General features: G+C 66.2%; 20 protein-coding genes. 9 read left to right on the plus strand and 11 right to left on the minus strand.

Going from position 1 to position 21,683, the window contains the following annotated elements; genetic code table 11:
• Window positions 1–3 precede the first annotated feature (3 nt).
• From trpC to HZR14_RS03630, 4 genes are all read right to left on the minus strand, one after another.
• Complete coding sequence (trpC, locus tag HZR14_RS03615; RefSeq protein ID WP_181691545.1) at window positions 4–777, minus strand: indole-3-glycerol phosphate synthase; 774 nt, start codon at window positions 775–777, stop codon at window positions 4–6.
• 310 nt (window positions 778–1,087) lie between these two features.
• Window positions 1,088–2,056 (minus strand): electron transfer flavoprotein subunit alpha/FixB family protein, encoded by a 969-nt coding sequence (locus HZR14_RS03620; protein WP_181691498.1) that lies wholly within the window; start codon window positions 2,054–2,056, stop codon window positions 1,088–1,090.
• Window positions 2,053–2,847: an electron transfer flavoprotein subunit beta/FixA family protein gene (locus HZR14_RS03625; RefSeq protein WP_181691499.1), complete on the minus strand. Its 795-nt coding sequence runs from the start codon at window positions 2,845–2,847 to the stop codon at window positions 2,053–2,055. The genes HZR14_RS03620 and HZR14_RS03625 overlap by 4 nt, the downstream gene beginning before the upstream one ends.
• 149 nt (window positions 2,848–2,996) lie before the next feature.
• Window positions 2,997–4,139, minus strand: a complete 1,143-nt coding sequence (locus tag HZR14_RS03630; protein ID WP_181691500.1) for a helix-turn-helix transcriptional regulator — start codon at window positions 4,137–4,139, stop codon at window positions 2,997–2,999.
• 153 nt (window positions 4,140–4,292) lie between these two features.
• Here HZR14_RS03630 and HZR14_RS03635 point away from each other — a divergent pair, with 153 nt between their 5' ends.
• Both HZR14_RS03635 and HZR14_RS03640 read left to right on the plus strand, forming a co-directional pair.
• Complete coding sequence (locus HZR14_RS03635; RefSeq protein WP_181691501.1) at window positions 4,293–5,552, plus strand: DUF7096 domain-containing protein; 1,260 nt, start codon at window positions 4,293–4,295, stop codon at window positions 5,550–5,552.
• Window positions 5,553–5,769: 217 nt separating this feature from the next.
• Window positions 5,770–6,225, plus strand: a complete 456-nt coding sequence (locus HZR14_RS03640; RefSeq protein WP_181691502.1) for an archaellin/type IV pilin N-terminal domain-containing protein — start codon at window positions 5,770–5,772, stop codon at window positions 6,223–6,225.
• On the opposite strand, the gene HZR14_RS03645 is transcribed toward HZR14_RS03640, so the two are convergent.
• Window positions 6,222–6,896, minus strand: a complete 675-nt coding sequence (locus tag HZR14_RS03645) for a methyltransferase domain-containing protein (protein ID WP_181691503.1) — start codon at window positions 6,894–6,896, stop codon at window positions 6,222–6,224. The genes HZR14_RS03640 and HZR14_RS03645 overlap by 4 nt on opposite strands.
• 173 nt (window positions 6,897–7,069) lie before the next feature.
• Here HZR14_RS03645 and HZR14_RS03650 point away from each other — a divergent pair, with 173 nt between their 5' ends.
• Window positions 7,070–7,999 carry a branched-chain amino acid transaminase gene (locus HZR14_RS03650; protein ID WP_181691504.1) on the plus strand — a complete coding sequence of 310 codons (930 nt, stop codon included), beginning with the start codon at window positions 7,070–7,072 and terminating at the stop codon, window positions 7,997–7,999.
• A 94-nt stretch (window positions 8,000–8,093) separates the two neighbouring features.
• On the opposite strand, the gene HZR14_RS03655 is transcribed toward HZR14_RS03650, so the two are convergent.
• Window positions 8,094–8,414, minus strand: coding sequence for a hypothetical protein (locus HZR14_RS03655; protein ID WP_181691505.1), 321 nt, complete (start codon window positions 8,412–8,414; stop codon window positions 8,094–8,096).
• A gap of 74 nt (window positions 8,415–8,488) precedes the next feature.
• On the minus strand, window positions 8,489–9,538 hold the full coding sequence (locus tag HZR14_RS03660; RefSeq protein WP_181691506.1) for a response regulator: 1,050 nt from the start codon (window positions 9,536–9,538) through the stop codon (window positions 8,489–8,491).
• A 187-nt stretch (window positions 9,539–9,725) separates the two neighbouring features.
• On the opposite strand from HZR14_RS03660, the gene HZR14_RS03665 reads away from it, so the two are divergent.
• Window positions 9,726–10,829 (plus strand): ATP-binding response regulator, encoded by a 1,104-nt coding sequence (locus HZR14_RS03665; protein WP_181691507.1) that lies wholly within the window; start codon window positions 9,726–9,728, stop codon window positions 10,827–10,829.
• A 21-nt stretch (window positions 10,830–10,850) separates the two neighbouring features.
• Here HZR14_RS03665 and pan2 read toward each other — a convergent pair whose 3' ends face one another.
• From pan2 to truA, 3 genes are all read right to left on the minus strand, one after another.
• A complete protein-coding gene (gene pan2 / locus HZR14_RS03670) occupies window positions 10,851–12,068 on the minus strand; it encodes a proteasome-activating nucleotidase Pan2 (protein ID WP_181691508.1) in 1,218 nt (405 codons plus the stop codon).
• A gap of 110 nt (window positions 12,069–12,178) precedes the next feature.
• Window positions 12,179–13,969: an oligoendopeptidase F gene (gene pepF / locus HZR14_RS03675; RefSeq protein ID WP_181691509.1), complete on the minus strand. Its 1,791-nt coding sequence runs from the start codon at window positions 13,967–13,969 to the stop codon at window positions 12,179–12,181.
• Window positions 13,970–14,026: 57 nt separating this feature from the next.
• The gene (truA, locus tag HZR14_RS03680; protein WP_181691510.1) at window positions 14,027–14,830 is read right to left on the minus strand and encodes a tRNA pseudouridine(38-40) synthase TruA; all 804 of its coding nucleotides are present in this window, start codon (window positions 14,828–14,830) and stop codon (window positions 14,027–14,029) included.
• 181 nt (window positions 14,831–15,011) lie between these two features.
• Between truA and HZR14_RS03685 the strand changes: the two genes are divergently transcribed.
• The 5 genes from HZR14_RS03685 (at window position 15,012) to HZR14_RS03705 (ending at window position 20,063) form a co-directional block, all read left to right on the plus strand.
• Window positions 15,012–15,275: a DUF7967 family protein gene (locus HZR14_RS03685; RefSeq protein WP_181691511.1), complete on the plus strand. Its 264-nt coding sequence runs from the start codon at window positions 15,012–15,014 to the stop codon at window positions 15,273–15,275.
• A 161-nt stretch (window positions 15,276–15,436) separates the two neighbouring features.
• The gene (locus HZR14_RS03690) at window positions 15,437–16,345 is read left to right on the plus strand and encodes an ABC transporter ATP-binding protein (RefSeq protein ID WP_181691512.1); all 909 of its coding nucleotides are present in this window, start codon (window positions 15,437–15,439) and stop codon (window positions 16,343–16,345) included.
• Window positions 16,342–17,205, plus strand: a complete 864-nt coding sequence (locus HZR14_RS03695) for an ABC transporter permease (RefSeq protein ID WP_181691513.1) — start codon at window positions 16,342–16,344, stop codon at window positions 17,203–17,205. Before HZR14_RS03690 ends, HZR14_RS03695 begins: the two co-directional genes overlap by 4 nt.
• Before the next feature lie 405 nt (window positions 17,206–17,610).
• Window positions 17,611–18,819, plus strand: a complete 1,209-nt coding sequence (gene ilvA / locus HZR14_RS03700; RefSeq protein WP_181691514.1) for a threonine ammonia-lyase — start codon at window positions 17,611–17,613, stop codon at window positions 18,817–18,819.
• A 206-nt stretch (window positions 18,820–19,025) separates the two neighbouring features.
• Window positions 19,026–20,063: a transcription initiation factor IIB gene (locus HZR14_RS03705; RefSeq protein ID WP_181691515.1), complete on the plus strand. Its 1,038-nt coding sequence runs from the start codon at window positions 19,026–19,028 to the stop codon at window positions 20,061–20,063.
• A gap of 73 nt (window positions 20,064–20,136) precedes the next feature.
• Here the strand turns inward: HZR14_RS03705 and HZR14_RS03710 are convergent, their stop codons facing one another.
• The gene (locus HZR14_RS03710) at window positions 20,137–21,642 is read right to left on the minus strand and encodes a glutamate-cysteine ligase family protein (protein WP_181691516.1); all 1,506 of its coding nucleotides are present in this window, start codon (window positions 21,640–21,642) and stop codon (window positions 20,137–20,139) included.
• Window positions 21,643–21,683: the final 41 nt, after the last annotated feature.

Consider the following 21,683-nt stretch of genomic DNA (forward strand, 5'->3'; position numbering starts at 1 on the left):
GAGTCACTCCGTTGAGCCGCTCGTGAGCCGCTCGGTGTTCGCCCGCACGTCGCCGTCCATGATCGCGGAGCCGACGAGCACGGCGTCGGCCCCGGCCGCCCGCATCCGGGAGACGTCTTCGCGCGACCGTACGCCGCTTTCGGCTATCAGGGTGACGTTCTCGCGGGCCGTTGCCGGGACCGCCTCGACGACGCGCTCGAACGTCCCGACGTCGACGTCCAGTTTCGCCAGATCGCGGTTGTTCACGCCGATGATCTCCGCGCCCGCCTCGAGTGCCGCCTCGAACTCCGAGACGGTGTGGGTCTCGACGAGGACCTGAAAGCCGCGCTCGCGGGCGGCGGCGAGCAATCCCTCGAGATCGTCGACGAACCGGGCGATGAGCAACACGAGGTCGGCCTCGACGACGTCGAGGTGGGCCTCCCGCAGCAGGAAGTCCTTCCGGAGGACGGGGACGTCGACGGCCGCCCGGACCGCCTCGAGCGTTTCCGCCGAGCCACCGAAGTGCTCCGGTTCGGTCAGCACGGACAGCGCCGCAGCACCGCCCTCGACCATCGATTCGGCGAGTTCGACCGGGTCGTCGGTTCGTTCGCCTTCGGTAGTCGGACTGGTCGGCTTCACCTCGGCGATGATCGGTGCGCGTCCGTCGGCCTCGGCCGCCGAAATCGATGCTGATAACGGCCGCGGAGTCACGTCGAGGCGCTCCTCGCCGCCCGTCCGCTCCGCTGCGGCGTCGAGGATCGACCGGACCGCCGGGGCCAGCTCCGTTCTGGTGTCCATCATTGTACATTAACGGACGTATCTGCACAAAAGGGTTGCGTCTCGGTCCCACGGTAGGCCCACAGCGGTCGGGATTTGGTTGATGTTCGGCAGTCGGGATTTGGTTGATGTTCGGCAGTCGAGAGACGGTACCCGACCATCCGACCAGACCCGTACTGTCGGCGGTATCAGACGGGGGAGCCGTCGATCACCCTGGGTCGAAAACGATCCGTTGACCGCCCAAAAATGGTCAGTTGACCGCCCAAAAATGGTCAGTTGACCGCCCGAAAACGATCCGTTGACTGCCCGAAAACAGCGACACCGATCCGTATCAGACGTCGGGGGCCTCGCCGCCGAACTCCGCGATCAGTTCCGGTACGACCTCGAAGAGGTCGTCAGCGATCCCGTAGTCCGCGATATCGTAGATCGGCGCGTTCGGATCGGAGTTGATCGCGACGATGGTGTCCGCGCCCTTCATGCCGGCGACGTGCTGGACCGCTCCGGAGATCCCGACCGCGATATAGACGTCGGGCGTAACGACTTTGCCGGACTGGCCGACTTGGCGATTCTGCGGCAGCCAGCCGTTGTCGACGATCGGCCGCGACGACGACAGCGTCGCGCCCAGGACGTCGGCGAGCTCCTCGACGAGCGGGATGTTCTCTTCCTCTTCGATCCCGCGGCCGACCGAAACCAGCACGTCCGCGTCGGTGATGTCGACGTCGCCGCCACCGACCTCCTCGAAGCCGTTGACCGTCGAGCCGAGGGACGCCTCGTCGACGTCGACCTCGAACGCCTCGATCGTCGCATCGCCGGCCGCCCCGGCCGCCGGCCACTCGGCGGGTCGGATCGTCAGCGCGTAGCGGTCCGCGTCGATACTGTAGGTCGTCTCGACCTTTCCGCCGTACTGTTCGCGCGTGACCTCGATCGAATCGCCGCCCCCGAGGGCGATGACGTCCGTCACAAGCGGGAGGTCCAACGACCCCGCGACCGCGGGCGCGTAGTCGAGTCCATTCACCGAATTCGGCAACAAAAGCGCCGTCGGATCGACGTCGGCGTACAGCTGTTCGATCGACTGCGTGTAGACGCCGTGATTGAACTCCTCGCCCTCCGCGATCGTGTACACCGTGTCGACGCCCTCGCGGTTCAGTTCGTCGGCGAAGCCCTCGACGTCGCCGCCGATGACGGCGACCGCGAGGTCGGTTTCGAGTTCCCCGGCGAGTTCCCGGCCGGCGCTTACGAGTTCGAAGGAGACGTCCCGGAGATCACCGCGGCGGTGTTCGGCGACGGCGAGTACCGTCATCCCTCGACGACCCCCTTATCGCGAAGGAGCGCGGCCAGCTCACCCGCGGCCTCGTCCGCGCTACCGTCCCAGACGACGGCGTCGCTCTCGGATTCGGGTTCGTACATCGACGTCCGCTCGACGGCCGATTCGACGATCCCCTCGTCGAGGCCGACGTCCTCGAGGGAGTTGACGTCGAGGGGCTTTCGCTGGGCCTGCCGGATCCCCCGGAGGCTGGCGTAGCGGGGCTCGTTGATCCCCGTCTGGATGGTCAACACCGCGGGAAGGTCCACGTCGGTGAGCTCTTCGATGCCGCCCTCGAGTTCGCGGTGGACGGACGCGACCCCGGCCTCGGCGTCGAGGTCGAGGTCGTTGACGACGGCGGCCCACTCGAACCCGAGCCGTTCGGCGAGGGCGACGCCGGTCGCCCCGTTGGCGTCGTCGCCCGCCTGGACGCCGGAGAGGATCAGATCGGGCGACTCCTCCTCGGCGACGGCGGCGATGAGGTCGGCTTTGCTGTTGGGATCGAGGAACTGTACACCCTCGAGGGCGTCGTCCCACACCCGAACGGCCCGATCGGCCCCCTTCGCGAGGGCCATGCGAACGGTCTCCTCGGCGCGTTCGGGACCCACGGTGACCGTGACGACCTCCACGTCGTCGCCCGCCTCGCTGATCTGTACGGCCTCCTCGACCGCGTAGTCGTCCCACTCGTTGAGATCGTATTCGAGGGCGCTCTCGTCGACGTCGAGTCCGGAAATCCCGAACTCGTCGTCGACCTCTGCTACCTCTTTGACAGTGACGAGTACTTTCATGACAGCTAGTCAGTAGCTATGACGACCGTTCGTAATTAAACGCTTCCGAATTGTACGCCGTTGGTCAAACCTTCGAATTCAATTAACGGTGTTCACCATCGGCGTAGCTGTTCGCGGTCCTCGCAGCCGACCGACCCCCGTGCGACCGGTCAGTTTTTGTCCCCGTCGAGCTCGCCGATCCCTTCCCCGGGAAGGCTGATGAGGTTCTCCCGGCCGATACGGAGCTTGTCGACCCGGTCGTCGTCGTCCATCGAAGAGAGCAACTGTGAGACCTTCGCGTTCGACCACCCGGTTTCCTTAACGATGTTCGCCTGCTTCATCCGCCCCCCGTTCCGCTCGAGGAGGTATTCGACCCGTTCCTCGTCGGAGAGCAACTCGGGATCCGGCTTTTCGCCCCCCTCGGAGCCATCCGGCGGCGTCTCGTCGTCCGCCGCCGCCCCGTCCGCTTCCGCCGACACCGGGGCCGCCGATCCGTCCGCCGGCCCCTCGGCCCCGCCGTTCCGGTCGGGCGTTTCGAGCGCGTCCGTCGACTCGCCCCGACGGCCGTCGCCGCGCCGCGTGAACAACAGGTACAGCCCGACGACGAGCGCCGCGCCGCTCAGAACCAACGCCCCGGTCACGAGCGTATTCGAGATCCCGTCAGTCGTCGGCCCGGTCGAGGACGGGTGGTAGACGATCGACATGTAGCCGGGGTCGAACGTCGCTGGGCCGTCCCATCGGAGGTCCCCGCCGTTGGCACCGATTGGCGAGGTCGTCGGCCCGCCGTAGCCGGGCGGGGCGAGGATCGTCAGCGACTGGTCCGCCCCGAGTCCCGGCAGCCACGTTCCGTCGGTGGTGTTGAACGCGTCGTCGACGTACAGCGTGTCGTCCTCGTCGACCCGCGCGAACGACTCCCAGGTGAACGCGACCCGAAGTACGCCGTACTGCGTGGTCTCGCCGTCCACAGTCCCGTTTCGGATCTCGCTGTCCCGGCGGACCGAGTCGATACTCATCCGTCGACCGCTCGCGTCGGACGCCTCCTCGGCGGCCCGTCTGAACGCGTCCGCCCCGAGATCGAAGCCGTCCTCGCCCGCCTCGAACCGGCGGGCGAACGCCTCGAACTCCTCGCGGTCGCGTTCGTCCTCCAAGGGTATCCGGAGCGTGACGTTCCACGCAGCGTCGCCGTCCGCCTGTAGTTGCGCCTCGAGGTGCGTTCCGTCGGCCTGGGGCTGTCCGGCGACGGGGGCCGCGCCGAGGGCCGGGGCACAGATGAGGAGGAGAGCACACAGCAGGGTGGGGACCCAACACCGCATGGATGAACGATCGACACCCCCGAGCCAAAACGCTTTCCATCCCGAGATAAAACGTCTACGCCTCGGATAAACCGTCTCGACGCTTCTCGGTCGAGCGCTCGATACCGGCCCGTGACGGGCGGATTTTTATCTCCCGGGAGCGACACCCCACGTATGGACGGTACCCGCGCTCTCGTCGCCGCGCTCCTCCTCTGTGTGGCCCCCATCGGTGGGATCGCCGTCGCCGAGTCGCCCGGCGACTCCTCCGGGGTCGGCGTCGGCGGATCCCCCGGAGCCGTCGCCGAACCGCAGCGGACGACCGAGGACGCCGACGGATCGATGTCGATTCTCACGGTCGAGAACACCTCCGAATACCTCGCCCCACCCCCCGATGGGGTGGACCGAACGGGCAGCGGAACCACCGGGATCAACGTCGCCGCGGCTGTCGAGGCCGATGCCGGCGGGCTCGAAAGCGCGTACGTCGCCTCGACGCTCGAGCGGCGCTATGCGAACGCCGATACCACCGCCGAGCGCCGGGCGGTCGTCGAGGACAGCGCCGACCGGCTTACCCGTCGCGTCGACGAACTGCGGACGAGAGAACGGACCGCGATCCGACAGTACAACGAGGGGACGATCGAGACACACGAACTGGTACGGCGGCTCACCGTCGTGAGCCGGGCGGCCGAGGTAACCGCCGGGAGCCTCGAGTGGCTCGAGACGACGGCGAACGACCTCGGGATGGACGGACAAGCCGAACGCGCGGCGACCGGCCGGGTTCGGCTCCTGCCGTTCGGCGGCCCGGTCAGATCGGAACTCGCCGGCGTCGTCGCCGGCGACGGCTCCCTCCACGTGTACGCCGAGACGGCCGGCGACGGGGTCGTCCTCGCCGCGGTCGATCCCGCCGACGACACATATCTCCGGGAGGCATACGATCCGAGTGCGAGGGATTCGGGGACGCCCGACCAGTATGGCGGCAGCCCGCTTTTCGCCCTCGAACAGATGGAACGACTCTACCCGTGGGTGACCGAGAACGACCTCGGCATCTCGGCCTCCCCGATCGGACCGGTGTTCGACCGCGTCTACCGGTTTTCGATCCCGCACCCCCACGGCGAACTCGAAACGTACCTCGACAGCGGCTCCGAGGCCGTGACGGTCGAATTCCAACGAAACGACGTCGACGCGCTCCCGACCGAAACGAGACGGAACACCGAGAACGACCTGCGGCTCGTCGCCAACGCGACCCGGGGGGGTGGCCCGGTCGAGATCGCTGTCCTCGACGCCACGACCGGTGAGCCAGTCGATGCCGACCTCCAACTGAACGGCGATCCGGTCGGTTCGACCGGCGGCGACCGGCTGTGGACCGTCGCACCGCGTGGCCCGGTATCGGTGAACGCGACCCACGCCGACGAGACGGTGTCGCTCGAGATGCCGTGACCGTGATCGGTGAGTGACACCGCCGGCTGTCCCCGTTGTCCGCTCTTCACGCGCGGTGACGCTCTACCTTCACGCGCGGTGACGCGATCGCGCCACGAACGTCTCGCCGGCAGTACGAGGCCGGGACGACAGCCCGGCAGAACCGGTGGAACCGTCTCCCCCTCCGGACGGTTTGTCCCCCGGACGGTTTATATACGATGGCGCGGCCACGAGCCCTATGTCCCCTCGTGGCATCTCCCCCGTCGTCGGCGTCGTCTGCCTCCTCGCGGTGACGGTCATCCTCGCGGCCACCGTCGTGGTCACGGTCCCCGTCGGCTCGGCTCTCGAACCCACCGTTGCGTCCTTCGAGGCGACGGCCGATCCAACCGGCGAGATCCGGGTAACCCATACGGGCGGTGACGTGATCGATCCGGAGTCTGTCGACGTCCACGTACGTGTCGACGGCGAACCGCTCGCCCAACAGCCGCCGGTCCCGTTCTTTTCGGCCCGGGGGTTCGAGAGCGCGCCAACGGGCGCGTTCAACAGCGCCACTGCCGGCGACTGGCGGGTGGGCGAGACCGCCTCGTTCAGGACCGCGGGGACGAACGAGCCGGGGATCGATTCGGGTGATACCGTGACGATACGGCTCTACGTGAACGAGTACAGCGTCACGGAACTCGACGTACGGGCTTAATTCGGGCCGGTCCGGCTCGCGTCCGTCCGGCCTTCGGCGTCCGTCCCCCCCGCCTCGGGAACCCGAGCGATCGTTGTGATCGCCCGCGGCGTCCCGGGCGCGCGCTGTTGGATCCGGTGTTCGAACGCCTCGAAGCCGGCCTCGGCGAACATCCGGTCGGCCTCCTCGGCGTCGTAAAACAGCATGATCGCGTCGGCGAGCTTCGCGAACACAGTCGACGTCGGGTAGTCCGGACCGACGACCAACACGGACCCACCCGGCTTCGTGACCCGACGGGCCTCCCGGAGTGCGGCCACGGGGTCTGGCCAGTACTCGATCGAGCCCGACGACCAGTAGGCGTCGAAGCTGTCGTCCGCGAACGGCAGCCGTTCGGCGTCGCCGCGGTGGAATTTCACCCGGTCGCGCTTGCCGAACTTCTCGAAGGCCTTCTCGAGTTGGTGGGCCGACTGGTCGAGCCCCCAGACCTCCTCCGTGTGCGCCAACAGTCCCTCGGTCGCGAAGCCGGTGCCACAGCCGACGTCGAGGACCCGGTCGCCCGCCTCGATGCCGAACCACTCGAGAGCCTCATCCCGCATCGCCTCGTTCCAGATGAACGGGTTGATCGTGTCGTACACCCGCGAGAGATACTTATAAAAGAGCCGCGCACGGGCCTTGTCTTCGAGCACTCCCATTGTCCTCCGTTGTGGCTCTCGAAGCATAACCCCCCTGATTTGTGCTCCGGGCTGCCGGAACCCGATGGACGGGAGGGCCCGACGGACGCCCGCTGTCGACCCGCACGGCCGACCTCCGGACCGGACCGCCCGAATCGTCAACACTCATTACGGGCGCGCTCTACAGGCCAAGCATGTCTTTCGACGAGATGGACGTCGACACGGTCTGGATGGACGGCGAATTCGTCGACTGGGACGACGCACAGACGCACGTGTTGACCCACTCGCTCCACTACGGTACCGGCGTCTTCGAGGGCGCTCGATGTTACGATACGGCCGACGGTCCCGCGCTGTTTCGGTGGGACGAACACGTCGATCGGCTCTTCGACTCCGCGAAAGTGCTCGATCACGACATCGAGCACACGCGCGAGGAGCTCACCGACGCAACCCTGTCGCTCATCCGCGATCAGGGGCTGGAGTCCTGTTATATCCGCCCGCTCGTGTACTACGGCTACGACTCCCTCGGCGTTTCGCCGACGGAGTGCCCCTCGGAGACGATCATCGCCTGTTGGCCGTGGGGAACGTACCTCGGCGAGGACGCGATCGAGAAAGGCGTCGACGTGATGGTCTCCTCGTGGCGCAAACACGCCTCCAGTCAGATCCCGACAAACGTCAAAGCGACCGGCCCCTACGTCAACTCCATGCTCGCCGGCGAGGAAGCCCGTCGGAACGGCTACGTCGAGGCCATCGTCCTCAACAAGGAGGGATCGGTCGCCGAAGGCCCCGGTGAGAACATCTTCATGATCAACGACGGCGAACTGTTTACCACCGGCGTCTCCGAGTCCATCCTCGACGGTATCACGCGCGACACCGTCATCGAACTCGCCCGCGATCTCGGCTACACTGTCCACGACGAGGCCTCGATCGGCCGCGGCCAACTCTACACCGCCGACGAACTCTTCTTTACCGGCACCGCCGCCGAGGTCACGCCGATCCGGAGCGTCGACGACACGGCGGTCGGCAACGGCTCCCGCGGCCCGATCACCGAGGAGATCCAACAGCACTTTTTCGACCTCGTCGAGGGGAAACTCGACGGCTACGACGAGTGGTTCCTGCGGGTCTGACCGGCAGTTTCCCGCGCCAAAGGCCTATAGTAACAATTGAAGCGATTTACACACCGATCACACTACTGTCGTGCGATCGGGTGTGCATTGATTTTCAATGGCTACTATAGCTCTCCGCCGTCTCCGCCGTCTCCGCCGTCTCCGTCGATCGCCCGTCGACCGAGAAGTCCTCGATCGACCGCCCACGACGGGCGACCTCCTCGCTGATCAGCAGTTTCTCCTCGCGCTCGAGTTTCGACCACTCCAGCGACGCCGGCGGCGACTCCTCGAACGCCCGGAACTGCTCGAAGACGGCCTCGTTGACGAACCGCTCGAAGGAGCCACAGGACTGACACGTCACGGAGAGGTGCGAGGTATCGAACCCGCGCGAAACGGTGTGTTCGAGACAGCCGAGACAGCGATATATTCTGGACATATCCCGTATACGTGCTACGACGGTGAGTATCTGTCCGTCTCGGTCGGACGCATACGAGACGAGCGTAATCAGTATCAGGGACGAACGGCCTTCCGGATCCGTTCGGCGAGCACCTCGTATTGCTCGCGACCGACGTCCTTTTCGACGTAGTCGGTGGCGTCGTCCAAAATCGCCTGTTTGGCCACCTCTTCGCTTCCCTGACCGGTATACAGAATAAACGGCAGTTCCGGATACCGCTTTCGAACCCCGTTGAGGAACTCGATACCGTCCATGCCCGGCATCCTGTAGTCGCTGACGATACAGTCGATCCCGGCGGCCTTCGACTCGCGTTTGAGGACATCGAGTCCGTCCGCCGCGGTAGCGGCCGTGGTCATCGAGAACGTCTCGGATTGCTCCCGTAAGAATACCTCCGCCATCTCTCTGTCGTGCGGATCGTCGTCGACCAACAGGAGTTCGACCGTCTCTCTGCGCCTGGGTGCGGCCCCGATCGCATCCACCGACAGAAGATCGGCCCGCAGGTAGCGTCCGAACAGATTGAGGATCCGAAACGACGGTACGGTTGCGACCGTCTTGAGAACCCGACCGCCGGTATCGGCGTAGATGATTACTGCCGGTTCGTTGTCGCCGCCATCGGCCGCGGTAGAAGGCGTTTTGAACTTGATCACGTCGTCGCGGCGAATGACGATCGGGTCCGCCGTGCCGTCGGGCCGAAACCGGATCCGCGATGCACTGACGGCTAATGTTCCGTCGTACGGGCCTCTTTCACCCATCCCGGAGTGGTCTCGACACTGCACGGCGAGGGCAGTGCCGTTTAGCAGTTGCGCGTAGAGTACCTGCTGGAACCTGACCATCGTCTCCACGCTGGCACTGATCGAGACCGTCGATCGCCGGCCGTCCGCCCGGAACGCGAGCGTAACCGTTTCGGTCGCTCCGGCCTCCCGGAGCCGCGAAACCCCCTGGACAACGTCGAAGACGTCCGATAACTCGATGACTCGCTTTCGCTCATCGACTTCGATACCCAACTTCCGCTCGCTCACGACGACCCGCGTCCGATCCGATACCTCCTCGGATTCGCCGTCCACCTCGACGTCGGCCCGGAAATCCGCTACGATAGTTCCCGACAACGTATGCACGCTTCAGGTGCCTCGATTATGATTGTTTCTACGGTTTCACCGGTTGATTCTACCGGATACGGTTTCACCGGTTGATTCTACCGGATACGGTTTCACCGGTTGATTCTACCGAGGTGCCACCGACGAACGGGAGGCCGAACCGAAGCGTACTCCACATGATAGCACGTACCGGTGGGTGATGGGATCGACACGCCGCGTCCTACTCGTCGGGATCGAGCCGGACGACCGCGCCGCGATAACGGAACGGCTCTCACAGTTAGAGACGACCGTCTCGGTGCTCTCGGCTGCCGACGCTGAAGCGGCACTCTCGTCGCTCGAAGCCCCGCCGGAGCCGATCGATTGTCTCGTTAGCGCCCACCGCCTCGCCGGGATGGACGGAATCGCGTTCTCCCGGGAACGAACACGCCGGCTCGCGTCGCCAACCGTCCCGTTCGTGTTGTTCGTTACCGACGGCTCGGAAGCACTCGCGGCATCGGCACTCGAAGCCGGCGTCTCCGGGTACGTTCGGCGGGAGGGGCCTCATGCGACCGACCGACTGGTCGAGCGTATCCGACCTGAAATCGAGCCCCAGCGTCCCGAAAAAACCGCTCCCGGAGCCGTCTTCGATAACTGCCGGCGGGAGCTGCGGTGGGAACGAGAACGCATCGAGGACGTCAGGCACGCGCTCTCTCATGACCTTCGGAGTCCGTTGAACGTCGCAACCGGATACCTCCAGTACGTCTCGGGCGATTTCGATACCTCCGGGGGACCCGACGAGGAAGCCGTCGGGAAGGTCTCGAGCGCCCTCGGCCGCATCGACTCGTTCCTCGACGACGTCAATGCACTGATACAGCAGGGCCATCCGGTCGATTCAGCCGACACCGTCGAGCTCGCGGCCGTAGCTCGTTCCGGATGGACGGATATCGACACCGGTTCGGCCCACCTTCGGGTTCTCGACGATACCCGTCCCGCCCTGGGGTCCGCCGTTGCCGACCGCGAGCGACTCCTGGGGCTGTTTCGGGAGCTGTACCGAAACGCGATCGAACACGGCGACTCGGGCGTGACCGTCGAGGTCGGAGGACTTCCCGACGGGTTCTACGTCGAGGACGACGGTCCCGGCATCGAAAAAAACAAACTGGAAGACGTATTCCGCATCGGCGTGTCAGACCACAGGGATCGAACCGGGTTCGGACTGGCTCGGGTTCGACACGTCGCCGCCGCCCACTACTGGGACGTCTCTATCGGTGAGTCTCCCCTCGAAGGCACTCGCATCGAAATCACCGGGACCGAATCCGTCGAGTGACCGTTCCGACGGCCAACGGCGTCAGTAGAACGCGATCGGGGTCCCCGGCGACTCGTCGTTTTCTATCTTTTCGAGGGCGGCCTGGAAGTCCTCGCGGGCGACCTCGGTTCGGCCCTCCCGGATCGCGAACATCCCCGCCTCGGTTGCGAGGCTCTCGAGTTCGGCCCCCGAAAAGCCCTCGGTGTCCTCGGCGATCCGCCCGAGGTCGACGTTCGGATCGAGTTGCATCCGATCGGTGTGGATCGAGAGGATCTGCTTTCGCCCGTCGACGTCGGGTTCGGGCACCTCGATGAGCCGGTCGAAGCGGCCGGGGCGGAGGATGGCGCGATCGAGCATATCGAAGCGGTTCGTCGCCGCGATGATCGAGATGTCGCCCCGCTGGTCGAAGCCGTCCATCTCCGAGAGCAACTGCATCATGGTCCGCTGGACCTCCGCGTCCCCGGAGGTCTTCGACTCGGTTCGCTTCGAGGCGATCGCGTCGATCTCGTCGATGAAGATGATGGCGGGTTCGCGCTCGGCCGCGAGCTCGAAGAGGTCACGGACGAGCCGTGCGCCCTCGCCGATGAACTTCTGGACGAGTTCCGATCCGGCCATCTTGATGAAGGTGGCGTCCGTCCGGTTCGCAACGGCTTTGGCCATCATCGTCTTGCCGGTGCCGGGCGGGCCGTGCAACAGCACGCCGGTCGGCGGTTCGATGCCCACCGCCTCGAACTGTTCGGGGTTCATGAGCGGGTCCTCGACTGCCTCCCTGACCTCGTTGATCTGGGTTTCGAGCCCGCCGATGTCCTCGTAGGCGACGTCCGGCTTCTCCGAGATCTCCATCGCTTGCGCGCGGGCATCGGTCTCGGCGTCGAGGACCGTCTGGATCGCGAACGAGTCGTTTATTGCGACCCGGTCGCCGGCTTCGAGTTGATCGTACAGGTGCGGTGAGACGTCGGTGAGCACTTCCTGATTGTTGCCGTGCTGTTTGAGGAGCACTTGCTCGTCCGTGAGCTCCTCGACGGTCGCGAGATACAGCGACGACGTCTTCAGCGCCTCGTTTTCCTCCTGTAGGTCCGTGACCTCCTCGCGGAGGTTCGATTGGCGGTCTCTGGCCAGTTCGAGTTGATCGGACAGCTCGTCGTGAACCCGCGAGACGTCGACGTAGTGCTCCCTGAGGGCTGCCAGCCGCTCGTCGACCGGCATATCCGGATCGAGGTTGAGCGTCGGCCGGTCAGGGAGCGAGGGGCTGTGCGACATTATTGTCCATAGCGGTCGGAGATTAAAAGGCCCTTTGGGTGGGGGAGACGCTTGCGGTATACGATACCATACCCGATCGGCGGTCCCGAGGGGCCGACGGGATCCGTCGGCTACCGAAGCGATGCGAACTCCGCGACCATCCCGTCGTAGGTATCGATCGCCGCCTCGACGGGTGCCGGCGACGACATATCGATGCCGGCGGTCTCGAGCAGTTCGAGGGGGTACCCCCGAGAGCCCGAGCGGAGGAACTCCCGATAGTCGGCGGCCGCCGGTTCGCCGTCCGTCGTGATACGGTCGACGATGGCGTTGGCCGCGCTGATTCCCGTCGCGTACTGGTAGACGTAGTACGCCCGATAGAAATGCGGGATCCGCATCCACTCGCGGGCGATCCGGTCGTCGACGACGGCCGGCTCGTAGTAGTCGTCCTTGAGCCCGCTGTAGACCTCGTCCAGCCGGTCCGGCGTCAGGGCCTCCCCCCGTGCGTCGAGTTCGTGTACGCGGTGTTCGAAGTCGGCGAACATCGTCTGTCGGAACAGCGTCGACCGGAAGCGTTCGAGGTACTCGTCGAGAACGTGCCGGCGGAACCGCTCGTCCTCGACGGTATCGAGCAGATGCCGGGTCAAAAGCGCCTCGTTGACCGTCGAGGCGACCTCGGCGACGAAGATCTCGTAGCCCGAGTAGACGTAGGGCTGCTCCTCGCTCGTGAGTTCGGAGTGCATCGAGTGGCCCAGCTCGTGGGCCAGGGTGTACATCGAGGCGATGTCGTCTTGATAGTTCAACAGGACGTAGGGCTGGCTGTCGTAGGTGCCGCCGCTGTATGCCCCCGACTGTTTGTTCGCCGTCTCGTATACGTCGACCCACCGCGAGTCGAGCCCCTCCGCCATCCGGTCGCGGTAGGCGTCCCCGAGCGGCTCGACGGCCTCGATCACGTGCTCCGTGGCCCGGTCGTACCCGAGATCCGGGCTCTCGCCGTCGGCGATCGGAGCGTAAAGGTCCCACATCCGGAGTTCGTCGACGCCGAGGGCCTCCCGTTTCAACTCGGCGTGGCGATGCAACACGTCGAGGTTGTCCTGGACGGTTTCGACGAGCATCTCGTAGACCTCGACGGGAACGTTGGGGCCGTCGAGGGCGGCTTCCCGCGCCGAGTCGTAGTTCCGCGCGGCCGCCAGCTTCCCGTCGGACTTGACGCTGTTTTTGTACGCGGTGCCGACGCTGTTGCGGTAGTCGGCCCACTCGTCGTAGAACGCCTCGTAGGTCCGCTTTCGAAACGCCCGATCGGGGTGCTTCTGGAGCTTCGTGAAGTTCGACAGCGTGATGGCTCGCTCGTCGCCGTCGGGGGCGTCGACCGTCGGGAACGTCATGTCGGCGTTCGTCAGCATGTTGTAGACGTCCCCCGCCGCGCCGGTCACCTCGCTGAGGTCGGCGAGCAGCGCCTCGATCTCCGCCGACCGGGTGTGGGGCTTCATCCGCAGGGTGTCATCGATGTAGTGTTCGTAGGCCCCGAGCTCGGGGTTCTCCTCGACGAACGCCGACAGCGTCTCCTCGTCCGTGGCCTGTAGCTCGGGTTCGATGAAGCTGGCGGCGCTCGAGGCGTCGGCGGCCAGCGACTGCGAGCGCGCGGTGAGCGCCTGATACCGCTGGTTCGTCGTATCCTCGTCGCGTCGCATCCGCGCGTAGGCGGCGACGTTCGAGACCTCCCGCATGATCGACTCCCGGAGCGTTAAGACCTCCGCGAGCGTCGCCGCGCTCTCCGTGACCCGGCCCTCGTAGGCCGAGAGCTCCTCGACCCGATCCTCGAGAGCCCCGTAAGCGGCCTCCCACTCCTCGTCGTCGGCGAACAGGTCCGTCAGATCCCAGGTGTACTCCTCGGCGATTTCGCTCCGCTCGGGCACCGAACTCATGCCGAAGGCTACGGACGGGGCCGTCCTAAACCCGTCGTCCCCGGCGGGCCGGCTCCCCTACGGCTTCCCGCCGGGAACCAGCGATCCGGCGACCCGGGCGGCAGCGAGCCGATCCCGACGCCGGGCACCGAAGACATCGCGGGCGCTCGAGAGCGCCTCCTCGTCGACGTCGAACCCCACGCCGGGGTAGGAGACGTCGAACAACACGAGCGGTTCCGGGGCGGCGGGGGCGATCCCCTCCGGTCCGGAGAGCGCTTCGGCACCGAGCGCCCGGGTAATAAACGAGGGCTCGCAGACCCCGTTTGCGACCGCTTCGACGACGGAGACGAGCCGGCGGACGAGCTGTCTCGCGAAGCCGCCAGCCCGACACTCGATCCTCAGAAACGGCCCCTCGCGCCGGAACGATACCGAGACCGTCCGCTCTGTCCCCTCGTCGTCGGGGGTGAAGTTGTGAAAATCGGCCTCGCCGGAAAGCCGCCGGCAGGCCTCACGCCCCCGCTCGTCGTCGGCCGTCGGCGCGTACAGGAAGTATCTGTATACCCGTTCGCCGGCGTCGTGGGTCGCGTGGAACCCGTCGCCCACGTCGGTGGCCGCCCACGCACGGATCGAGGCGGGCAACTCGCCGTTGAGCGCGCGCGGCGACAGCCACTCGGGGACGGTGAACGCGACCGTCTGTGCCCGCGCCGAGACGCCGGCGTCGGTCCGCCCCGCGGCGGCGTAGCCGATCGGCGAGCCGCGTTCGAACCCGACCCCGAGTGCCCCGAGCGCCCCGAACAATACGTCCTCGACCGTCTCGCCGTGTGGCTGGCGCTGGAAGCCGCGGTAGTCCGATCCGTCGTAGGCCAGCCGGAAGGCGCGCATACGGACGACGTATCCGCGTCGAACACATAAACCACCGGCACGCCCCCTGTCGGGGGTCGGAACGCAGGACGCGACCGGCGGTTCGGACGAACGGACGGGCGATGGCCCGCGCGCGGCGGCGATACGACCCGACGAACCAGGGAGCGGCAGCTACAAACACGACGCCGTTCCAAGGACAACCATGTCCGACACCGAACGCCTGTGGCTCGTCAAGCGCGAATACGACGACGAGTCGCTCGTCGAACTCGTCTACGCCACGCCGGACGGCGCTCACTGCGTGGTGAAACACTTCAGCGCACAACTGCTCCGCTCGAAGGAGATCACCGCCGCGATCGACGTCGACGCCGATCGGGTCGACCCCGTCGGCGACGAGACGACCCGCGAACACTACGCCTCGGAGGTCGAGCGGGTCCGAGAGCAAAACGACCCGGACGAGATAATATAATCCGCCGCGGACCCGACGGCCCGTCCGTGACGGTTCGACCCCGTGTGCAGTCGGCTGTTCTTTCGTGGTACGCGTCGGTCTCTGCGGGTATCCGTCCCTCGAAGCGGATACCGCCGACAGTATCAAGGCCTATATTCCGCCGGCCGAAACCAGGAGACGATATGGCCGCCATCGAACTCGACGGTGTCGAGAAATCCTTCGGGGACGTCCGGGCGCTCCGCGGCGTCGACCTCGAAGTCGAGGACGGCGAGATCTTCGGCTTTCTCGGCCCCAACGGCGCGGGAAAGTCGACGACGATCAACGTCCTGTTGGACTTCATCCGCCCCGACGCGGGGTCTGTTCGGGTGCTGGGCCGGGACGCCCGCGACGACAGCGTCGCGGTCAGAGAACGCACCGGCGTCCTTCCGGAGGGGTTCGACGTCTACGACCGGCTGACGGCGCGCGAGCACGTCCAGTTCGCAATCGACTCGAAGGGGGCCGACGACGACCCGTATCCCCTCCTCGAACAGGTGGGCCTCGAGGACGCCGCGGGACGGAAGGCCGGCGGCTTCTCGACCGGGATGCGCCAGCGACTCGCCCTGGCGATGGCGCTCGTCGGCGACCCCGAACTGCTCGTACTCGATGAGCCCTCCTCGGGGCTGGATCCGAACGGCGCGCGCGAGCTCCGGGAGATCGTCGAGAGCGAGGCCGCAGACGGGACGACGGTGTTCTTCTCGAGTCACATCCTCGGGCAGGTCGAGGCCGTCTGTGACCGCGTCGGGATCATCCGCGGGGGCGAACTCGTCGCCGTCGACACCATCGAGGGGCTCCGCGAGAACGTCGGCGGCGGCTCGACGCTCGTCGTCGAGGTCGATTCGGTCCCCGAGGAGGCCACCCACCGTCTGAAGAGCCTCGACGGCGTCTCGGAGGCGACCGCCGACGGAACGACGCTTCGGATCACCTGCGAGGACGACGTGAAGATGGACGCCGTCTCCGAACTCGAGACGCTGGGCGCGGACGTCTCGGACTTCTCGACGGAGGAAGCGCCCCTAGAGGATCTCTTTGCCGCCTACACGGGGGTCGACGAATGAGTTGGCAGGCCGTCGCCGAGAAGGACTTCCGCGATGCGATCCGCTCGCGGCTGCTGATCGTGTTGACGCTGCTTTTCACGCTGTTTTCGGCCGGTGCGGCGTATCTCGTCACCGAGATCGACCCGCCACAGCAGGCCGCCCTCACGGGCGAGGTCACGACGGTGCTTTTGATCAGCGGCCTCGTCAGCGCGACCGCCGTCTTCATCCCGATCGTCTCCATCGCGGTCGCCTACCGCTCGCTGGCCGGCGAGCGCGACAGCGGGAGCCTGAAGCTCCTGCTTTCGCTGCCGAACAGCCGACTGGACGTCGTCCTCGGGAAGTTCGTCGGCCGGTCGGGCGTCGTCGCCGTCGCCCTGTTCGTCGGATTCGCCGTGGGTATCGTCGTCACGGCCTCGCTGGCGGACGCGTTCTCGCCGCTCGAGTACGTCGTCTTCGTCGGTATTTCGATGCTCTTCGCGTTCGTCTTCATCGCCATCACAGTCGGCGTCTCGGCGTTCACCTCCTCGACCTCACGGGCGGCCTACGGGGCGTTCGGACTGTTCGTCGTCTTTCAGTTCCTCTGGTCGAGTCTGGCTCAGGGGGTCGCCTACGCCGTCAACGGCTTCTCCTTCGAGGGAATCGAGGAGGGCGATGCGGTGTTCGAACTCTTTCAGCTCCTCACGATCCTCGATCCGACCGCCGCCTACCAGCAGGGGACGCTGTGGGTCGTCCGCAGCCTCGACGAGAGCGGCGAACTGGCCGCGAACAACTCGGAGTTGGCCTTCTACCTGCAGGATTGGTTCGGCTTCATCGTGATGGCGCTTTGGATCGTCATCCCCCTCGCCGTCGGCTACGCCCGGTTCGAGTCTTCCGACCTGTAGCGGCGGCCGATCCACGAGCGCGGCCCGATCCCCCTCGATCACCCCACCCGAAACGGCCGTCCGTCGGGCGTCGAACGACCGTCTGACAACAGTTTCACCACGCTTGTGTATGACGGTTACACTTTCACTCCGCATACACGGGTTTTATATTATCCCCGACCATGCTTTCGGTTGCACACGCTCCTTCCCTTTTGGTGAGTATCGAACCCGAAGCGACTGCCACGCGCCGACACTGCCGGCCGGACGTCCCCAACGGCTTCCGTCCTCGACGGTATCGGTCCCAACGGCTCCCGTCCTCGACGGTATCTGTCCCAACGGCTCCCGTCCTCGACGGCCCCTGTTCCCGGACCGTGTCCCGTCTCGTTTCCCCGGAAGGCATACCACACACGCCCGGATAACTCGGGTATGATCGAACTCGAAGACGTGATGGCGGCCCGAGAGTGCGTCGCCGAGACCGCACGGGAGACCCCGCTCGAACGCTCCCGGACGTTCTCCGAGCGGACGGGTGCCGACGTCCGGCTCAAGATGGAACACCTCCAGCGGACCGGTGCGTTCAAGATCCGCGGAGCGACGAACAAGATCGCACGCTTGAGCGAGGCCGAACGCGAGTCCGGGGTCGTGGCCGCCAGCGCCGGCAACCACGCCCAGGGCGTCGCGCTGGCCGCCACGCGGGCGGGCGTCGACGCGACGATCGTGATGCCCGAGTACGCCCCGATCTCGAAGATCGACGCGACCCGATCCTACGGGGCCGAAGTCGAACTCCACGGGATCGACTACGATGCGGCCGCCGAGCGCGCCCACGAGATCGAACGCGAGTCGGGTCGGACGTTCGTCCACGCCTTCGACGACCCGGCGGTGATGGCCGGCCAGGGGACGATCGGCCTCGAGATCGTCGAACAGTGCCCCGAGGTCGAGACGGTCGTCGTTCCGATCGGCGGCGGCGGGCTCATCGCCGGGATCTCGACCGCCGTCACGGGGCTGACGGACGCCCGCGTCATCGGCGTCCAGGCCGAGGGAGCCGCAAGCGCCGCCCGTTCGCTCGAGGCGGGTGAGGTCGTAGCGCGCGATTCGGTCGATACGATCGCCGACGGCATCGCGACCAGAAAGATCGGCGAGTCGACGTTCGAGGTGATCCGCGAGCGCGTCGACGAGGTCGTCACCGTCTCGGACGCGGAGATCGCCAACGCCGTGACGTCGCTTCTGGAGCGCTCGAAGACGCTCGTCGAGGGGGCCGGTGCCGTCCCGCTCGCGGCCGTCATCGAACGGCGCTTCGGGTACGACGACGGTGAGACGGTCGTTCCGACGCTCTGTGGCGGCAACATCGACCTCAACGTGCTCACGACGGTCATCACCCGCGGGCTCGTCGAACGGGGGCGGTTCCTGCGGATCAAGACCGTCCTGAAGGATCGTCCCGGTGCGCTCGAGGAACTCGTCGAGTTGCTCTCGGCACACCGGACCAACATCCACGCGATCGAACACGACCGGGCTTCGAAGGACATCGCGATGAACGCCGCGGAGGTCGAACTCGACCTCGAAACCCGGGGGCACGACCACGTCACCGAACTACTGGGCGTACTCGAAGAACACGGATATCGGGTCGACGTACTGTCCTGACCGGAACCGTTGTTCGTAAACAAAAAAGGTTTCATTGTACCCAAAGAGATAATATTAACCAATACAAAAGATTACTCACTACGAGCGAAACGGTACCGACCGGACCCGATACATATGCTCTGGATGACATCCGATCTCTCACAACAGAACCGTGCCCCGTCCCTCGGCGAACCGTCCCGCGCCACGGCCAGCCGCGGTGACCGCCGATGAGCAACGAAAGTACCGTCTCCGACCGTCCCCGGGACCCGGCCCGGTCGGCCGAGGAGTCCTCGCGGGCCGAGGGGTCTTCACGGGCCGAGGAGTCCTCGCGGGCCGAGGGGTCTTCGCGGGCCGAGGAGTCCGTCGACGAGGATTCATGTCCCGAGTGCGGCGGCTCCGTGACCGGCAGCGACACCGGCGAGCGCGTCTGTGCCGGCTGTGGGCTCGTGGTCGACGACCAGCGGATCGACGCCGGCCCCGAGTGGCGGGCGTTCGACGCCGCCGAGCGCGACGAGCGCTCCCGCGTCGGTGCGCCGATGACCGAGATGCTCCACGACAAGGGGCTTTCGACGACCATCGGTTTCGACAAGACCGACGCCTACGGAAACACCCTCGGCGGCCGCAAACGCCGTCAACTCAAGCGGCTCCGCACCTGGAACCGACGCTCGAAGACCGAGGACGCCCACGACCGAAACCTCAGACACGCCCTCGGCGAGATCGACCGGATGGCGTCGGCGCTCGGGCTCCCACAACCCATCCGGGAGACGGCCAGCGTCATCTACCGCCGTGCGCTCGACGAGGACCTCCTTCGCGGGCGCTCGATCGAGGGGATGGCGGCGGCTGCGCTGTACGCCGCCTCGCGGCTCGACGGTGTCGCCAGATCGATCGACGAAATCGCGATCGTCAGCCGGGTCGGGGATCTGGAGATCAAGCGGGCCTACCGATATATCGACCGCGAACTCGGCCTCGAGACGCCGCCCGCACATCCCAACGAGTATATCGGCCGGTTCGCCTCCGAACTCGGCTGCAGCGAGCGGACCGAACGGCTGGCACGGAACCTCGTCGAGACCGCCGTCGAGGAGGCCGTTCACAGCGGCAAAAGCCCCGTCGGCATCGCCGCGAGCGCGCTGTATGCCGCCTCCCGGCTCCAAAACGAGGGGCTGACACAGGCGGATATCTCGGAGACGGCGAACGTCAGCGAGGTCACGATCCGGAACCGCTACCGCGAGGTGCTCGCAGTCGCCGACGTCGCCCCGAGCGGGTGAACCACAGGCCCCGCCGTCATGCGGGATCGAGCGACGAGGCCCCGCCGTCATGCGGGATCGAGCGACGAACGGGTCACTCCAGCCACTCGAGAAACGTCCCGTCGACGAGCGTCTCGGCCTGGGCGTCGATGTAATCCGACTGCATTCCCCAGACGGCCTGTGCGAACGGCTCCCCGTCCGCCATGCGTGCTTCGACCCGATCGTGTTTCCATCTCGCCGGCGTCATCCGTCGATCGACCCGCTCTCTGAGCGGCTGGATGTATCGGTTCGCCTCCTCGGCGTCGAGCCCCTGTAACTGGAGGCCGTCCCTGGCGAGTTCGAACAGCTCGGCGTACAACTCCTCGACGTCGTCCGTCTCGATCCCGTCGGCGGTCACCCACTTCAGATCGGCTTCGAGGCCGTCCCGGACCGCGGCGTAGAAGTTCGACTCGGCCGTCTCCCACGACTGGTGGTAGACGGGGTGCTCACGGCGCGGCAGACTCTCCAACAGCCCGGCGAACACGGCCAAAAGCGAGATCGTTCCCCGGACGGTCGGCTGCCCCGGTAGCGGCCGAAACTCGATGCGCGCGTTCGCGCTCTTTCGGGTCGAGCCCCCGAAGACGGGCCGAACCCACCGCCAGAAGCTGCCGTGTTTGTGCCGGAAGTGGGCGAACTCGTCGTCGAAGCGGCCCTTCGATCCGATCTCGGCGGGGACGACCGTCTCGTCGCCCGCGATGCGGTCGAGCGCGTCGTCGACCGTCTCGATGTCCTCGGGGAAGGTCACCTTCTCCGTGTCCTCGGGGTTGAGCACCGACTCGAAGACCGCGATCCTGTTTTCCATCCAGCACTCGTCCATGATCGTCTCGCCGTCGGCGTCGTAGAGATCCGGCGGGAAAAACGGCGAGTTGACCGAGACGGCGAGCAACGGGCCGGCGATCCGCAGCGCATACCGGAAGTGTTCGGGCAGGTCGTCGGCGTGGGCGACCTGGTAGTGCGGCTGGATGGAGGTGATGAGGCTCTCGGGCATCACGGTGTCGGCCGACAGCGAGACGTGCGGTGTTTCGAGCTGTAACTCCGGGGCGTAGTCGGTGTTCGCCATCGCGTGGTATCGAACCGCCCGCGACATGTTCGTCGCCATCTTGATCCCGTCCTGTTCGATGCTGCTCGTGAGGTACTCCGTGGCCGTCTCGCCGACCGGCGGCACCGTCCAGAGGCCGTCGCTGACGAGGGCCATCCCCTCGCGGGCGACCTCGGCTTCGGCCGCCGCGAGCTTCGCCTGTACCTCCGATTCCTGTGCGCGGAGCCCGTATTTCGACAGCGGTTGTGGCGTCGTCGAGAGTTCGGCGTTGTGCAGGCCGAGTTCCTTCTCGAAGCCGATGTACCCGAGCAGCCGGCGCGGGACCCGCATCAGCGCGTCCGTCTCGGCGTCGACGGCGTAGAACTCGTACTCCAGGCCGACGATCGCCTGGGGGTTGTTGAACGTTCCGTCGTCGATCTCCTCCCGCAGGGTCTCTTTTTCAGCTTCGACCCGCGACGCGAACGCCTCGTCGTCGATATCGAGCGCCGCTACGACCTGCGCCGCGAGCTCGGAAGCGGACATACACGTCCCTGTGCGCGGCGGGGATTTGAAACGTGTGTCTT

It is taken from the genome of Natronomonas salinimetallica, from assembly GCF_013839515.1.
Lineage (GTDB): Archaea > Halobacteriota > Halobacteria > Halobacteriales > Haloarculaceae > Natronomonas.

Excerpts from the sequence above, each read along its gene's own strand:
- trpC (WP_181691545.1), bottom strand. The coding sequence starts at position 777 with ATGGACACCAGAACGGAGCTGGCCCCGGCGGTCCGGTCGATCCTCGAC.
- HZR14_RS03620 (WP_181691498.1), bottom strand. The coding sequence starts at position 2,056 with ATGACGGTACTCGCCGTCGCCGAACACCGCCGCGGTGATCTCCGGGAC.
- HZR14_RS03625 (WP_181691499.1), bottom strand. The coding sequence starts at position 2,847 with ATGAAAGTACTCGTCACTGTCAAAGAGGTAGCAGAGGTCGACGACGAG.
- HZR14_RS03630 (WP_181691500.1), bottom strand. The coding sequence starts at position 4,139 with ATGCGGTGTTGGGTCCCCACCCTGCTGTGTGCTCTCCTCCTCATCTGT.
- HZR14_RS03635 (WP_181691501.1), top strand. The coding sequence starts at position 4,293 with ATGGACGGTACCCGCGCTCTCGTCGCCGCGCTCCTCCTCTGTGTGGCC.
- HZR14_RS03640 (WP_181691502.1), top strand. The coding sequence starts at position 5,770 with ATGTCCCCTCGTGGCATCTCCCCCGTCGTCGGCGTCGTCTGCCTCCTC.
- HZR14_RS03645 (WP_181691503.1), bottom strand. The coding sequence starts at position 6,896 with ATGGGAGTGCTCGAAGACAAGGCCCGTGCGCGGCTCTTTTATAAGTAT.
- HZR14_RS03650 (WP_181691504.1), top strand. The coding sequence starts at position 7,070 with ATGTCTTTCGACGAGATGGACGTCGACACGGTCTGGATGGACGGCGAA.
- HZR14_RS03655 (WP_181691505.1), bottom strand. The coding sequence starts at position 8,414 with ATGTCCAGAATATATCGCTGTCTCGGCTGTCTCGAACACACCGTTTCG.
- HZR14_RS03665 (WP_181691507.1), top strand. The coding sequence starts at position 9,726 with ATGGGATCGACACGCCGCGTCCTACTCGTCGGGATCGAGCCGGACGAC.
- pan2 (WP_181691508.1), bottom strand. The coding sequence starts at position 12,068 with ATGTCGCACAGCCCCTCGCTCCCTGACCGGCCGACGCTCAACCTCGAT.
- pepF (WP_181691509.1), bottom strand. The coding sequence starts at position 13,969 with ATGAGTTCGGTGCCCGAGCGGAGCGAAATCGCCGAGGAGTACACCTGG.
- truA (WP_181691510.1), bottom strand. The coding sequence starts at position 14,830 with ATGCGCGCCTTCCGGCTGGCCTACGACGGATCGGACTACCGCGGCTTC.
- HZR14_RS03685 (WP_181691511.1), top strand. The coding sequence starts at position 15,012 with ATGTCCGACACCGAACGCCTGTGGCTCGTCAAGCGCGAATACGACGAC.
- HZR14_RS03690 (WP_181691512.1), top strand. The coding sequence starts at position 15,437 with ATGGCCGCCATCGAACTCGACGGTGTCGAGAAATCCTTCGGGGACGTC.
- HZR14_RS03695 (WP_181691513.1), top strand. The coding sequence starts at position 16,342 with ATGAGTTGGCAGGCCGTCGCCGAGAAGGACTTCCGCGATGCGATCCGC.
- ilvA (WP_181691514.1), top strand. The coding sequence starts at position 17,611 with ATGATCGAACTCGAAGACGTGATGGCGGCCCGAGAGTGCGTCGCCGAG.
- HZR14_RS03705 (WP_181691515.1), top strand. The coding sequence starts at position 19,026 with ATGAGCAACGAAAGTACCGTCTCCGACCGTCCCCGGGACCCGGCCCGG.
- HZR14_RS03710 (WP_181691516.1), bottom strand. The coding sequence starts at position 21,642 with ATGTCCGCTTCCGAGCTCGCGGCGCAGGTCGTAGCGGCGCTCGATATC.